The organism is Thiomonas sp. (genome assembly GCF_054608695.1).
The window spans coordinates 1-12,742 of the sequence record NZ_JBTRXV010000100.1 but is presented as its reverse complement, the minus strand read 5'-3'; the positions used below and the strand labels follow the sequence as shown (position 1 = coordinate 12,742).

Genomic DNA, 12,742 nt, shown 5'->3' with positions numbered 1-12,742 from the left:
CGGAGCGCCCCGGCGATGCGATTCCAGGCGTTGATGGTGCTGACGGCGACTGTCAGGAACGTGATTTCGCTCTCGGAGAACTGCTCCTGCAGTTCGGCATAGACCGCATCGGAAACACCTGGCCCGGCCATGAGCGTCAGCGCTTCAGCCCACGCCAAGGCGGCATGCTCACGTGCGGAGAACACGCCCGTCTCGCGCCATGCAGCCACCAAGTCGAGCTTGACCGAGGGCACCCCGAGCCGGCGCGCCACGTTCAGGTGGTACTGGATACAGAACGCGCAGCCGTTGATCTGCGAGGCGCGCAGCTTGATCAGCTCGATCAGTGTTTTGTCGAGCCCCGAGTCGCCCACGACCTGGCCAAGGGCACCGAGTGCAGCGGCCGCCGCCGGCGCGATTCGATCAAAGGTGCCACGGTCGATGCGAGGGTTGTGGTTTGGGGACTTCATGATGGTCATTCCTGTCTGCCGCGGTTAGTATCAGTACTCGAACATCATATTCGAACACTGACACCATGAACAAGACCACGAGCAGGACCACGGTGCCAAACGTGGGCGAAGGCAAGCGGGGCGAGCAGGGCCACATCGGCTACCTGCTGCGGCAGGCGAATGCAGCCCATCGGCTTCGCATGGAGCGTGCTTTGAGGGACTTGGGGGTCACGCTGCCGCAGTTCTCGGTACTGACCATGCTCGCAGCCTATCCCGGCGCATCGGGTGCGGACTTGGCGCGTCTGTCGTTGCTGACGCCGCAGACCATGAGCGTGATCGTGGCGAACCTGGAGCGCAGCGGCGCGGTCTTGCGCCGCCCACATGCGGTGCATGGGCGCATTCAGCACATCGAGGTGACCAAGGCCGGGCTACAGCTGCTCGGCCGGTGCCGCGCCCGCGTCAAGGCGGCTGAAGAAAAACTGCTAGCCCATGTCCCTCCAACTGACGAACAAGTGATCAGGCGCTGGCTAGTGAAAGTGGCTGTGCACGAAGTTGGATGCCAACTCAGTGGCTCGTTACCGTAAAAAATCGGCCCGGAGCTTGGAGAACAAACATGGCGAGTTTTTGTGCGTACTTGCTCAATCCCCTGATCCGGTGGCAGGTGGGCCGCCGATTGGGTGGTGCGCTCGACGTGTCGCAGGTCCGCGCCGTGTTCGAAGGCGCACAGCTTCCTGGCCCCCGGGGCGTGCAATACATTGCCGCATCGGTGGGCACCGTGGACGGCGAGTGGGTGGAGGCGCATGCGGCGTCTGGGTTAGTACTCCTCTACCTTCATGGCGGCGGTTACGTCGCCGGAACTCCTCGCACACATCGCCCGATCACCGGAGGCTTCGCCCAGCGCGGCCTCAGGGTCTTCGTACCGGAATATCGCCGGCCTCCAGAACATCCCTTTCCGGCCGCGGTCGAGGACGGCGTGGCGGCATATCGGGGCCTACTAACGCAAGGGATCGCACCGGAGGCCCTCGCAATCGCCGGAGAGTCCGCTGGCGGCGGACTGGCGCTGGCGGTCCTTCTGGCGGCGCGAGCGGCGGGCCTCGCATTGCCGGCGTGCGCCGTCCTCTTCTCACCCTGGGTCGACCTCACGTGCACCGGGGAGACGTGGCAGACGAATGCGCAGCGCGATCCCATGCTTCGCCGTGTCAGTGCGCAACAACTCGCTCGTCTGTATCTCAAGGACGCTCCACCCGAGACTCCGCTCGCCTCTCCGCTCTACGCCGATTTGGCCGGCCTGCCGCCGATGCTGATCCACGTCGGCGAGCGCGAGGTTCTACGGGACGATGCCACACGGTTGGCCGAGCGCCTGCGGGTGGTGGGGGTGGCGGCTGGATTGAAGATCTGGCCAGTTGTGCCCCATGCGTGGCAGCTTTTTCCGGCATTTCTGCCCGAAGCCCGGCAGTCGCTGGAGCAAGCGGCGCGCTTTATCCGCGCGCATCGCCGCGCAGACCTATGAGCGTCAGCCACAATCATCACCTTGTTCAAAGAGATCATCTGGCCGTTCGGCGCCAGATCGGCAAAGCTCTGCTTCCAGAGCTCCCACTTCTACGCTAGCACTTGATCGAAATCGGTTTCGATCAACCGAAACGATCGGTTACGCGTTAGCGGCGGGTTCCGTTCACTTTGACGATCTACGCCCGCCTGATCGAAGGCGAGGACGGCACGCACACCCTGATCTGGACGCGCAGCAAGGGCGACTGACGCCGCCTCACGCGCCCCGCCCATCGCGGCGGGGCGCCCGCAGCACCGGGCGCACGCGCCTACGGCGCGCCGCGCTCTTGATTCAACACCGCCTCAAGTTCCTGCCGCACTTGCGCCAGGAGCTGATCGGTCTTGCGCTGGCCATCGCCGGCATACGCCAGCGTCAGCAGCGTGAGCGGGTGGATCTCCATCACCTCGCACAGGGCGGCGAGCTTGCTCAGGGTCGGGCTCTTCAAGCCACGCTCCAGCGTACTCATGTACGTGCGGCTCGACACGTCGGAGAACGCTTCCTGGCTCAGGCCTCGCGCTTTCCGGACTGCCTTGATGGCCGCCGCCAATGAGTTTTTCGCCGCCATCCCGGGATTCCCCTAAATCGCAGGATGACAACCGATTGCACTCTATAGAGCTACAATCTATAGTGTTCATTTGATGATGGGGCCGTCCGTCTCTGCGCTTTCGTGGCTCTGCTGACATCCGCTTTGACGGGAATCCTCCGTTCCGGAAATCCGTATCCGTGTCTTCCATGCCTTGTACCGTTCTGACTCTGCGCTTTCGTGCCTTTGCGGCTCCGATGACTTGCGCTTCGACGGCTTCGCACGGAAGCGGGGTTCCTGATCGCCGGCTTTGGGCGTCGTCGTCCAAGCGCATCCGTGGTTCGTCGGTTTTACGCCTGTTGCGGCCGCTTCCCGGGTTCACCCCACGGCAGACACCATCGCGAGTCTGGCGCACGCCGCTCGCCGTCAACCCCCGGCCCGCACCGGACCGTGTTGGGGTGTGACGGCCGCGCTTGCCGCGTGCGCCCTGTGTCGCCTCGCTCCGCCGTGGAGCGAACCCTTTCAAAGGAAGCGACCATGAAAACCCTCATCACCGACGAACAACGCGCCCAACTGCTCGCCAACGGCCGCGCGCACGCCGAAGGCCAGGAACTCGACCCGCTGCCGGTCGTCAAACTGTTCACCCCGGACGCGCATGCGACCTGGCTGCTCACCGAACTCGATCCCGAGGACGCGGACACCGCCTTTGGCCTGTGCGATCTTGGGCTCGGCATGCCGGAACTGGGCTGTGTGCGACTGTCCGAGCTGGAGAATGTGCGCGGCCCATTGAACCTGCCCATCGAGCGCGACCTGTATTTCATCGCGCAGCGCCGGTTGTCGGAATACGCGCAGCTCGCCCGCGCCAATGGGTCGATCATCGATTGACCCAACCACGATGGCCTGCAACTGGCGGGCCATCCACGTCCTGCCGCAACCGCTCGTATTGCGTCTTTATCGGTCCGGGCGCCGACCTCGCACGCACCAATCCGCACTGTGCCCATCCATGGTGCAGGCGAGACCGAAAGAGTGAGGGTATGCCGTCGATTTCCTGCCACCTTATCCGGTGTCGCGGGGACGACCACCTGATCCGCAGCCTGGCCGAACGTCTGCCCCGGGGCAATGTTTCAGCACCGATCCGTCTCGACCGCCCGGACGGACACCTTGCGCTTTTCGTGCCTGACCGCTGGCGGTCGAAGACCCGTGCGGCTCTGTCGGCCGGTCTCTCCCGTGGCGATCGCTTTCCGGCTGCCGACAGGAGGTTGCGCCATGACCGACCCGAGTGCCGTGCATTGGCATCCGGCCGCCGCTTACCTGTACGTCCTGCACCTGGACGGGCCGGCGCTGGCCTGGGAATACCTGCGGCGCAACCCGGACTACCGGCGCGACTGGCAGTACCGTCGCCGCCACCACGCACCGGCCGCGCGGCGCTGGGGGCTGCGCCTGCTGGAAGATCCCGCGCACGATGCGCGCGATGCGCAGCCCGACTGGATGCCCGATCCCGACCGCCTGGTGCAGGTCCGCCCGGACGGCGATGCATCTGGGGACGCGCGGCCGTTCCGGTTCTGGCGCTTGCCAGGCCGCAAGCAGCTGACCCACGACGGCGGGCGACTGGTCCTCACCAGCCAGCTCGCCGGCCGTGTCCTGCGCGTGGCGATCTCCCCCGCACTGGAAGACGGCATGGCCTACGCCTACGCCGTGCGCGCCGGCGGTCGGCTCTGCGAACGCTGGCGGGCCGTCGAGGCCGAGCTGGCCCTCCTTGAGGCCGCCCACATCGCATGCATCGCCGTCGCTACGGATCGGCCCGGCCGCACCTCGCTGCTGCACATGCGCGCGCTGCAAGCGCTCGACGGCACGCTGGCCGGCGCTTCGCAGCGCGACGTGGCCCAGGTGCTGTTCGGCCGTTCCGCGGTCGCGGAACACTGGTTCGACGACAGTGACCTGCGCGCCCAGGTGCGCCGCCTGATCCGGCGTGGCCGAACCTTCATGCGCGGCGACTACCGCCGCCTGCTGCAGATCGGCGCGAAAGGGCAGGGACGTTCCGGCTGAGGTGCAGGACGTCCCTGCGCGGGACGCTCACCTCTGCCGAGACTGTCTCCATCCGGCGGCGATTGCTTCGCCGGCGCTCTTGCCCGATGGAGGCCCACGCCATGAGACCCGCACCGTTGCGGCCGACTGCCGCGCCCGCTGCTGCGCCGCAGCCTGTTCAGTCCGTACCGGCGGCGCGCTACCTGACCAACGACGAGGCTGCCGCCTTCCTGCGGCTGTCGCCGCGCACGCTGGAGAAGCAGCGCGTGATCGGCGGCGGCCCGCGCTTTCGCAAGTTCGGCCGGCGCGTCATGTACGCCATCGTCGACCTCGAAGCCTGGGCCGATGCCCGCAGCTTCGAGGCCACCTGCGACCCCGAGTACGCCGCGCACCGCGCCGGCATCACCGCCCGTGGCCGCTGAGCGCATTGCCGATGCCCGCGCCGCCGCCCGGCCCGCGGTCCGGCGAGCGCGAACAGCTCGACCTGTTCCGCGCGCTGCCGGGCGACATGGCCCCGCGCGACGCACAGGACCTGATGGCGTATCCGTTCTTCTCGCTGGCCAAGAGCAGGCGCACGGTGCCGATCGACTTCCGTTCGGGCGGCGTCACGGTGCGCGTGGAGGGCACGGCCGAGCACGGCCTGGCGACCATCTGGGACGCCGACATCCTGATCTGGGCCGCCAGCCAGATCGTCGAGGCGCGCGACGCCGGCATCCGCACCTCGCGCCTGATGCAGGCCACGCCCTACGAGATCCTGCGCTTCGTCGGGCGCGGCACCTCGCTGCGCGACTACCAGCGCCTGAAGGCGGCGCTGGATCGCCTGCAATCCACCAGCATCGCCACCTCCATCCGCGAGACGACCGGACGGCGGCTGCATCGCTTCTCCTGGATCAACGAGTGGAAGGAGCGTGCCGACGGCGATGGCCAGCCGCTGGGCATCGAGCTGATCCTGCCGGACTGGTTCTACGCCGGCGTGCTGGACGCCGCGCTGGTGCTGACCATCGACCCGGCGTACTTCCGTCTGACCGGCGGCATCGAGCGCTGGCTGTACCGGCTGGTGCGCAAGCACGGCGGGCGCCAGGCGGGCGGCTGGCGGTTCGACTTCCGGCACCTGCATCGCAAGTCGGGCAGCCTGGCGCGCTTCTCGGACTTCGCCTGCGACCTGCGCGCGCTGGTCGCGCGGCAGTCGCTGCCGGGCTATGTCCTCGGCATCGAGCGCCTGTCGCCGTCGTCCGAACTGCTCACGTTCCGGCCGGTGCCGTGGACGGTACGGTCGTCTGGATTCTTGCCACGCGCGTCTGGTGGACAACTCGCGAACAAGCTGTGAATGCGCTCGTGCCATCAGGCGCAAGGGGGCACGTGCCATCGGGCGCACGCCTATCGTGCCATCAGGCGTACGGATCGGCCGCCAATCCAGTCATAGCAAGGGTTTCGGCGTCCCTTAACTGTTCTAACGTAAAAGTACTAACCCGTAGTAGCAGCGCCGCGCTTCGGTGGACAACCGCCGGCAACCGCCAACCAACCCTCGGAGCAAGGCCATGATCATCGCCTTGCTCAACCAGAAAGGCGGGGTCGGCAAGACGACGCTCGCCACCCACCTCGCTGGTGAGCTGGCGATGCAGGGGCAGTCGATCATCTTGCTCGATGCCGATCCGCAAGGCTCCGCGTTGGACTGGGCGCAGCGCCGCCAGCAGAATGGCTTGCGTCGTTTGTTCGGCGCCGTGGGTCTGGCGCGCGAAACGCTGCACCAGGAAGCGCCGGAACTCGCGCGCCGCGCCGATCACGTCATCATCGACGGACCGCCCCGGATCGCCGCCCTCGCGCGCTCCGCGCTGCTGGCGGCCGACCTGGCGCTGATCCCGGTGCAGCCCAGTCCCTACGACGTCTGGGCCAGCGCGGAGATGGTGGCGCTGATCCGCGAGGCCCAGGTGTTCCGGCCGGCGCTGCGCGCCGCCTTCGTCATCAACCGGCGCGTCGGCACCACGGTGATCGGACGCGAGGCGCGCCACGCGCTCGCCGATCAGCCGCTGCCCGCGCTGCTGTCGGAGGTTCGGCAACGCATCGTGTTCGCCGACAGCGCAGCGGCCGGTCAGCTCGCCTGCGAACTGGAGGCTGACAGCCTCGCCGCGCGCGAGATCACCGCGCTGACCCACGAGGTGCTGAGGTTGGCGCCATGAATGGCAAACGTGTCGTCATCGGTGCGCGCCCGCCGGCGAACCCCCAAGCCGAGGCCTGGGTTCGCCAGGGTGACGGTGCCGACCTCGGCAAGGGCGATCTCTACACCGCCCGCCTGACCCTCGACGTGACGCCCGCGCTGCGCGCACGCATCAAGGTCGCAGCCTTCACCCAGGGCATCACGGTGGCCGAGATGCTGCGCGCACTGCTGGAGCGCGCGTTTCCGGAGAACACGCCATGAACCTGTCGTCTTCCACGGCTGCGGCTTCGCTTCCACCTGCCGCATTGCCGTCCCTTCACGCACTGGCCGGACTGCCGAACGCCACGCTGCTGACGCGCGTGTCGCTGGCCTTCGTGGAGCAGCGCATCAATCTCTACCTGCGCTTCGGTCACCCAGCGCGAGAGCTTCGCCTGGACCGCTGGCGACGGTGCACGATCTTCCTTCCGGGTGCTCGCTTTGCGCGCATCCGCTGGGAAGCCAACGACTACGGCACGACACGCTGGCAGCTCATGGTGCTGCGCGCCTGCACGCCGCTGGATGGCATGCAGCGCATCGCCGGGATTCGTCCCGGTGCGCACATCCTGCTGCACGCCGAAGGTGAGCGCCAGGTGCAGGCCGTCCTGCCGCAGCTCGACGCCATCGAGGCGCTGGGCATCGACCCGGCCGATGTGTCGCCCGCGTACTGGCGCACGCTGGGCAACCGTCTGGCCGCACGCCTGCCGCTGCCGGTCTACACCGTCGAGCGGCATGCGGCCTGGCTGGCAGGGAAGGCGTTGCAATGAACGCGCGCTTCCGCTCCCGCACCGCGCTGGCGCTGCTGGTGGCCGCTGGTCTTGCGTCGCTGGCCTGGGCCTCGTTCGTGACGCCGATGCCGCGCGTCGTCTACAACGCGTCCGACAGCGTCCCGATCGGCTGGTATCGCATCGGACCGGCGCACGCGCTGCACGTCGGCAGCGTCGTGCTGGTCCGGCTGCCGGCAGCGCCTGCGGCACTCGCCGCGCGGCGCGGCTACCTGCCGGCGCACATCCCGCTGCTCAAGCGTATCGGGGCGATGGCGCCGCAATCCGTGTGCGTCCATGACGGCATCGTGCGCATCGACGGCGCGCCGGTCGCCGCCACCTTGCGGGTCGACGGGATGGGGCGGCGGCTGGCGGCGTGGCCGCAGTGCCGGCGCTTGGCGCGTGGCGAACTGTTCCTGCTCAGCACCGACAATCCGGCGTCGTTCGACAGCCGGTATTTCGGGCCGGTGCCTGCGTCCGCCGTGATCGGACAGGCGCAGCCGATACGGACGTGGCCGCGGCGATGAACCCAACCATCGACCGGCAGCGCTGCGTGCGGTGGGTGTGTTCGTGCGGGGGTGATGCGAACGCCATCGCATCGCGCCTGCACGGGCATCGGCATGTCGTCGCGCTGGCCGTTATCGCATCATCCCCCGTGCAGACGGCTTGCCCCGAGCGCACCCTGTCATCGACAGGCCAGGCGCTCGCCGGCCGGCAGGCTCCGCGTTGCGGAGCGCCGCCGGGCCGCCGAAGACCCGCGCCACGGCGAGGGGCAAAAGCGGAGGGCAAGATAAAAGGACGCGGCACTCCGGTGCGCGTAGAGCCTTGTCTGCACGGGGGTTGGCGCGGCACGCGCTTTGGGCTGTGGTGTGCCGCAGACGGCGTGGCGCTCGCGCCCGCGATGAAGGATTGGCGTGCTTCGCACGCTCGGCTTGGCTGGTGTTCGCCATGAGTCGCCATGACGAAGATCGTTTCCGCGCACGCCCAGGCGCACCGAAGAATCGCCAGCAGAAGTTCGTTTCCCAGGTTCTCAAGGAGGTCAGCAAGGCCGGCGGGAAGTCGGTCCACAAGTCGGGAGCGCGGCCCGGCGCGCGCCTTGGGCGTGGCCACGTGGTTGCTCGCTTCACGGGTCGTTCGCTGTCACCCCATGCGCGGCGCGTGACCATCAAGACCCGGCTGGTGAACCTCAAGCAGGCCGGGCCGCGTTCCACCACCACGCACCTGCGCTACATCGAGCGCGAAGGGGTTGGGCGCGAAGGCGAGCCGGGCGAAGCCTACGGGCCGACGACGGACAGCGCTGACCTAGCCGCGTTCGAGGCACGCGGTCGGGACGACCGCCACCAGTTCCGCTTCATCGTCTCGCCGGAGGATGCCGAACAGCTCGACGACCTGCGCCGCTACACCCGCCACCTGATGCGCCGAATTGAAGCCGATTTGGGGACCAACCTGGAGTGGGTGGCGGTCGACCACTGGAATACCGACAACCCGCATACCCACGTCGTGCTGCGCGGCAAGGACGATACCGGCAAAGACCTCATTATTTCCCGCGACTACATCGCCCACGGCATGCGCGAACGAGCCGCCGAACTGGCAACCGAATGGCTGGGGCCGCGCACCGAACTGGAGATCCAGCAGAGCCTGCGGCGGGAGGTCGAGCAGGAACGATGGACCAGCCTGGATCGCACGCTGCAATGCGAAGCCCAAGGCGGGCTGGTCCATATCAATCAGCCCGCCGATGACCCATGGCACAGACCGCAGCGCGTGTTATTGGTCGGACGTCTGCAACGCTTGCAGCGCATGGGGCTAGCGCACGAGTCATCGCCCGGCGTGTGGACCGTCCACGCCGAGGCCGAACAGGTCCTGCGGGCGATGGGCGAGCGCGGCGACATCGTGCGCACGATGCAGCGGGCCATGGGCGGCGCGCAGCGCGACCTTGCCGTATTCGAGCCGGGCGAGAACGCGCGCCCGGTGATCGGCCGCGTGGCTGCGAAGGGCATGGCCGACGAGCTGCACGACCGAGGCTATCTGGTGGTCGATGGCACCGATGGCAAGGCGTACTACATTGCGCTCAATGCCAAGACCGAACTAGAACAGTACCCCGTCGGCGCCGTGGTCGAAACGCGCGGATCAGCCGAGATCCGCGCTGCCGACAAGAACATCGCCGCATTGGCGGTCGATGGTGTGTACCGCACTGACCATCACCTGGCGATGGCCAAGGTTCAGATCACGCCTGGGCGCGATCCCAAGGAGGTGGTCGATGCCCACGTTCGCCGGCTGGAAGCGTTGCGCCGGGCCGGCATTGTCGAACGAGTAGCCGAGGGGGTCTGGCGAGTGCCAGCGGACCTGCTTGAACAAGGTCGGCAGTACGACATGCAGCGGCTGGGCAGTGTGGCGGTGGAACTGCGTTCGCACCTGCCCATTGAGCGGCAGACTCGCGTGATCGGCGCGACCTGGTTGGACCAGTAGTTGATCGGTGGCGGCGATGGTCTATCGAACATCGGCTTCGGCAATGAGGTGCGCCAAGCGCTAAGGCAGCGGTCGGATTTCCTCATCGAACAGGCGCTGGCCGCGCGGCGCGACCAGCGCGTAATCCTTGCTCGCAACCTGCTTGCGACCTTGCGCGGCCGTGAGATCGACGCGGCCGCCAAGGCTATCGCCAAGGAAACCGGCCTAGCGCACCGCACTGTGGCCGATGGCGAGCGCGTCAGCGGCATCTATCGACGCAGTGTGCAGCTCGCGAGCGGACGATTCGCGATGCTCGACGACGGCATGGGCTTCAGCCTGGTGCCGTGGAAGCCGGTGATCGAACAGCGACTGGGGCAGCCGATGGCAGCGGTGGTTCGAAGCAACGGTGCAACCTGGGAGTTCGGGCGGCAGCGCGGGCCGTCTGTTGTTTGACGTCCATGCGCTCTCGCGACCCGCCTGTTCGCCAACACCGAGCGACAAAGTTGGGAACACCACCCGAAAGGAGGCGAGTGGTCTTGTTCCCATATTCCCCGACCGACGCAGCCAGCATCGGGTTCACTGCTCATGACTCGGTGTAAGAAGGCGGCGACGACATGTCCGCCATGTGGCGGGCAACTGACGTTCGACGGCGTCGCCCCAACCGCTCGAAGCCAACCATCTGCAGCCATAGACGCGATTGAAATGCTCGCCCGAAAGTGGTCACACACGGTCTGTCGGTCTACTCAATTAGGGCGGAATGGGCAGCTTGACAGAGAAATTAGCGATCGCTAACATGAGTTCCATGAAACAAAACGCCCCATGCCGCACCTATCTCGATCCCGACGATGCACCTGGCAAGCGCGCGATCGTCGCAGCGGCGCTTGAGCTGTTCTCGAGCAAGGGCATCGAAGGCACTAGCGTACGCGCCATCGGCGCTGCCGCCGGCCTCACCAATCCCGCGTTGTTTCGGCATTTTTCCGGCAAGGAGGCGCTGGGATTACACCTATTCGAGCGCATCTTCCGCGGGTTCCGCGGCAGCTTGCCAGCGGTGAACGAGAGTCCGTTTTCCGATCAGCTACGCGCCACGCTGGCAGCCTATCTGCGCTTCTTCGACGAAGATCTTCAGGCAGCTTTGTTCTTCCAGGAGACGCTGCGTCGCTTTTGGCCGCAGTTGCCGGCCACGCTGCGGCGTCAGTCGCTGATTGCGCATTTTTGCGCGCTGCTGGATGTCGGCGTCGCCCAAAACGTGGTCGACGTGAACGAGGATCCAAAACTGCTGCTGGCGGCCGTGCTCGGTCTGCTGGGCCAGCTCGCACGTCAGCTGAATTTCAACGAAATCCCGAGTCCAGCGATCAGCCATCTCGAGGCCGTTCACCGTCTTGTTCTACGCAGCCTAAGTGCTCAGCCAGCCATGCCCCCATCTCTACGCCGCGCCACCCGATGACTATCCTCACACGATCAAATTGGATGCTCTACGGTGCTTACGGCAGCACCGGACGCTTGATTCTCGACGAAGCCCTGCGCCACGGCCATCGCCCGGTGCTGGCCGGACGTGACAGCGCGCAGCTAGCGGCGCTGGGACAGGCGACCGGCCTGAGCACTCTGCCGCTGCCACTCGATGACGGCGCGGCGCTGCGCGCGGCTCTGTCCCGCGTTAGCGGTGTACTACTTGCTGCTGGCCCATACCAGTTGACTGGGCAACCGATGCGCGCAGCCTGCCTCGACGCGGGCTGCTCGTATTTGGACGTCAACGGTGAGATTGAGGACTTCAGCGCAGCGCTGGCCTGCGACGCACAGGCGCGCACTGCGGGCATTGCCATCATTGCAGGCGTTGGCTACGGTGTTGTTTTCGCGGAATGCCTAGCAGCGCAGCTGGCACTGCGCCTGCCCGACGCGACTTGGCTACGCCTTTCGCTCGCCACACAAACCGGAGCACGCAGCCGCGGCGCGCAGCTGAGCACGGCCGCCACGATTGCCGCCGGCGGGCGCGAAATCTACCAGGGCTCCCTGCGCAAACGTGCGCTGGCCTTCTCCACCTGGCGCGCGCCGGGTGCCGATGCGCCCAGGATGAGATTCGCCGCCGCGCCGCTGGCCGAGCTGCTGGCCGTGCAGCGCTCCACCGGCATCCCCAATATTGTCGCGGGCATTCCGCTGTCGCGCGCCGCCGCAGCGCTGATGCGTATCGCCGGTCCCTTGCTCGGCAAGCTTCTGACGCGGCAAGCCGCGCGAGCATCGAACACGGCCGTGCCCAGCCCATCGGCCGCAGCAATCGCGGTGCTGCGCTCGCGCGTGTGGGCGGAGGCCGGCAATGCAACAGGCGAGCGCGTCGCCGCCATGCTAGAGACCGGCGAGGGCTATCACGCTGCCGCTGCCGCTGCGGTGCGCGCCCTGGAGTTGCAGCTGCAAGAGCCTCGCGTGGGCGCTCTCACACCAGTGCAGGCATTTGGCGGGAGTTTCGCCTTGCTCGTGCCCGGCACGAGCATTCAGGAGCTTTAACTATCATGGCAATCAACGAGACGCTACTCGTCCAGGTGCTCGGCCTTGTCACGCTCGGCTTCCTCGGCGGATTCTGGTTTCTCCCAGGTGGCGTATTGGCGCTGCGCCGCCGCGCTCTCGGCGAACTGCAGGTGGACGTGCGGCCGGGCTATAGCCCCGAGACTCTGTACCGCCTGTTGCAACTCTACGGCCGCGACGGAATCCGCTCGTTCCGGCACATGCTGATGGCCGACATGATCTTCCCCGCGGTGTACGGGGCCCTGTTGTTCCTGCTCGGCGACCTAGCCGCTGCGGCACACCCGGCAGCCGCCCGGGCGGCCCGCGTCG

Annotated in this window: 15 protein-coding genes and 2 pseudogenes; 15 read left to right on the top strand and 2 right to left on the bottom strand. The window is 67.1% G+C overall.

Annotation, left to right across the window (positions count from 1 at the left end):
* Positions 1–446 (bottom strand): carboxymuconolactone decarboxylase family protein (locus tag ACYCUK_RS20650; RefSeq protein WP_461596525.1); only part of this gene is annotated, 446 nt, incomplete at its 3' end.
* Between the two features lie 65 nt (positions 447–511).
* On the opposite strand from ACYCUK_RS20650, the gene ACYCUK_RS20645 reads away from it, so the two are divergent.
* The 3 genes and pseudogenes from ACYCUK_RS20645 to ACYCUK_RS20635 all read left to right on the top strand — a co-directional run.
* A complete protein-coding gene (locus ACYCUK_RS20645) occupies positions 512–1,009 on the top strand; it encodes a MarR family winged helix-turn-helix transcriptional regulator (RefSeq protein ID WP_461596524.1) in 498 nt (165 codons plus the stop codon).
* Between the two features lie 29 nt (positions 1,010–1,038).
* The gene (locus ACYCUK_RS20640) at positions 1,039–1,935 is read left to right on the top strand and encodes an alpha/beta hydrolase (protein ID WP_461596523.1); all 897 of its coding nucleotides are present in this window, start codon (positions 1,039–1,041) and stop codon (positions 1,933–1,935) included.
* A gap of 161 nt (positions 1,936–2,096) precedes the next feature.
* Positions 2,097–2,180 (top strand): annotated as a pseudogene (locus tag ACYCUK_RS20635) (DUF736 domain-containing protein); the annotation flags it as partial.
* Between the two features lie 59 nt (positions 2,181–2,239).
* On the opposite strand, the gene ACYCUK_RS20630 reads toward ACYCUK_RS20635, so the two are convergent.
* Positions 2,240–2,536, bottom strand: a complete 297-nt coding sequence (locus ACYCUK_RS20630; RefSeq protein WP_461596522.1) for a helix-turn-helix domain-containing protein — start codon at positions 2,534–2,536, stop codon at positions 2,240–2,242.
* A 495-nt stretch (positions 2,537–3,031) separates the two neighbouring features.
* Between ACYCUK_RS20630 and ACYCUK_RS20625 the strand changes: the two genes are divergently transcribed.
* The 12 genes and pseudogenes from ACYCUK_RS20625 to ACYCUK_RS20570 form a co-directional block, all read left to right on the top strand.
* Entirely contained in the window at positions 3,032–3,379 is a 348-nt protein-coding gene (locus tag ACYCUK_RS20625) for a DUF2958 domain-containing protein (RefSeq protein ID WP_461596521.1), read from the top strand.
* A gap of 381 nt (positions 3,380–3,760) precedes the next feature.
* Positions 3,761–4,540 carry a DNA -binding domain-containing protein gene (locus ACYCUK_RS20620; RefSeq protein WP_461596520.1) on the top strand — a complete coding sequence of 260 codons (780 nt, stop codon included), beginning with the start codon at positions 3,761–3,763 and terminating at the stop codon, positions 4,538–4,540.
* Between the two features lie 101 nt (positions 4,541–4,641).
* Positions 4,642–4,941 carry a helix-turn-helix transcriptional regulator gene (locus ACYCUK_RS20615; RefSeq protein ID WP_461596519.1) on the top strand — a complete coding sequence of 100 codons (300 nt, stop codon included), beginning with the start codon at positions 4,642–4,644 and terminating at the stop codon, positions 4,939–4,941.
* Between the two features lie 11 nt (positions 4,942–4,952).
* The gene (locus ACYCUK_RS20610) at positions 4,953–5,846 is read left to right on the top strand and encodes a replication initiator protein A (RefSeq protein ID WP_461596518.1); all 894 of its coding nucleotides are present in this window, start codon (positions 4,953–4,955) and stop codon (positions 5,844–5,846) included.
* Between the two features lie 211 nt (positions 5,847–6,057).
* Entirely contained in the window at positions 6,058–6,696 is a 639-nt protein-coding gene (gene parA / locus ACYCUK_RS20605; protein ID WP_461596517.1) for a ParA family partition ATPase, read from the top strand.
* Positions 6,693–6,935 carry a chromosome partitioning protein ParB gene (locus ACYCUK_RS20600; protein WP_461596516.1) on the top strand — a complete coding sequence of 81 codons (243 nt, stop codon included), beginning with the start codon at positions 6,693–6,695 and terminating at the stop codon, positions 6,933–6,935. Before parA ends, ACYCUK_RS20600 begins: the two co-directional genes overlap by 4 nt.
* The gene (locus ACYCUK_RS20595) at positions 6,932–7,477 is read left to right on the top strand and encodes a DUF2840 domain-containing protein (RefSeq protein WP_461596515.1); all 546 of its coding nucleotides are present in this window, start codon (positions 6,932–6,934) and stop codon (positions 7,475–7,477) included. The genes ACYCUK_RS20600 and ACYCUK_RS20595 overlap by 4 nt, the downstream gene beginning before the upstream one ends.
* Positions 7,474–8,001, top strand: a complete 528-nt coding sequence (locus ACYCUK_RS20590) for a S26 family signal peptidase (protein ID WP_461596514.1) — start codon at positions 7,474–7,476, stop codon at positions 7,999–8,001. Before ACYCUK_RS20595 ends, ACYCUK_RS20590 begins: the two co-directional genes overlap by 4 nt.
* A 421-nt stretch (positions 8,002–8,422) precedes the next feature.
* Positions 8,423–10,372, top strand: a pseudogene (locus ACYCUK_RS20585) (DUF3363 domain-containing protein).
* Positions 10,373–10,721: 349 nt separating this feature from the next.
* A complete protein-coding gene (locus ACYCUK_RS20580; protein WP_461596513.1) occupies positions 10,722–11,363 on the top strand; it encodes a TetR/AcrR family transcriptional regulator in 642 nt (213 codons plus the stop codon).
* A 23-nt stretch (positions 11,364–11,386) separates the two neighbouring features.
* Positions 11,387–12,415, top strand: coding sequence for a saccharopine dehydrogenase NADP-binding domain-containing protein (locus ACYCUK_RS20575; RefSeq protein WP_461596512.1), 1,029 nt, complete (start codon positions 11,387–11,389; stop codon positions 12,413–12,415).
* A gap of 5 nt (positions 12,416–12,420) precedes the next feature.
* On the top strand, positions 12,421–12,742 hold a 322-nt coding region (locus tag ACYCUK_RS20570; RefSeq protein WP_461596511.1), incomplete at its 3' end, for a hypothetical protein.

Bases quoted from the DNA above. Each gene is read 5' to 3' on its own strand.
- ACYCUK_RS20645 (WP_461596524.1), top strand. From the start codon at position 512: ATGAACAAGACCACGAGCAGGACCACGGTGCCAAACGTGGGCGAAGGC.
- ACYCUK_RS20640 (WP_461596523.1), top strand. From the start codon at position 1,039: ATGGCGAGTTTTTGTGCGTACTTGCTCAATCCCCTGATCCGGTGGCAG.
- ACYCUK_RS20630 (WP_461596522.1), bottom strand. From the start codon at position 2,536: ATGGCGGCGAAAAACTCATTGGCGGCGGCCATCAAGGCAGTCCGGAAA.
- ACYCUK_RS20625 (WP_461596521.1), top strand. From the start codon at position 3,032: ATGAAAACCCTCATCACCGACGAACAACGCGCCCAACTGCTCGCCAAC.
- ACYCUK_RS20620 (WP_461596520.1), top strand. From the start codon at position 3,761: ATGACCGACCCGAGTGCCGTGCATTGGCATCCGGCCGCCGCTTACCTG.
- ACYCUK_RS20615 (WP_461596519.1), top strand. From the start codon at position 4,642: ATGAGACCCGCACCGTTGCGGCCGACTGCCGCGCCCGCTGCTGCGCCG.
- ACYCUK_RS20610 (WP_461596518.1), top strand. From the start codon at position 4,953: ATGCCCGCGCCGCCGCCCGGCCCGCGGTCCGGCGAGCGCGAACAGCTC.
- parA (WP_461596517.1), top strand. From the start codon at position 6,058: ATGATCATCGCCTTGCTCAACCAGAAAGGCGGGGTCGGCAAGACGACG.
- ACYCUK_RS20600 (WP_461596516.1), top strand. From the start codon at position 6,693: ATGAATGGCAAACGTGTCGTCATCGGTGCGCGCCCGCCGGCGAACCCC.
- ACYCUK_RS20595 (WP_461596515.1), top strand. From the start codon at position 6,932: ATGAACCTGTCGTCTTCCACGGCTGCGGCTTCGCTTCCACCTGCCGCA.
- ACYCUK_RS20590 (WP_461596514.1), top strand. From the start codon at position 7,474: ATGAACGCGCGCTTCCGCTCCCGCACCGCGCTGGCGCTGCTGGTGGCC.
- ACYCUK_RS20580 (WP_461596513.1), top strand. From the start codon at position 10,722: ATGAAACAAAACGCCCCATGCCGCACCTATCTCGATCCCGACGATGCA.
- ACYCUK_RS20575 (WP_461596512.1), top strand. From the start codon at position 11,387: ATGCTCTACGGTGCTTACGGCAGCACCGGACGCTTGATTCTCGACGAA.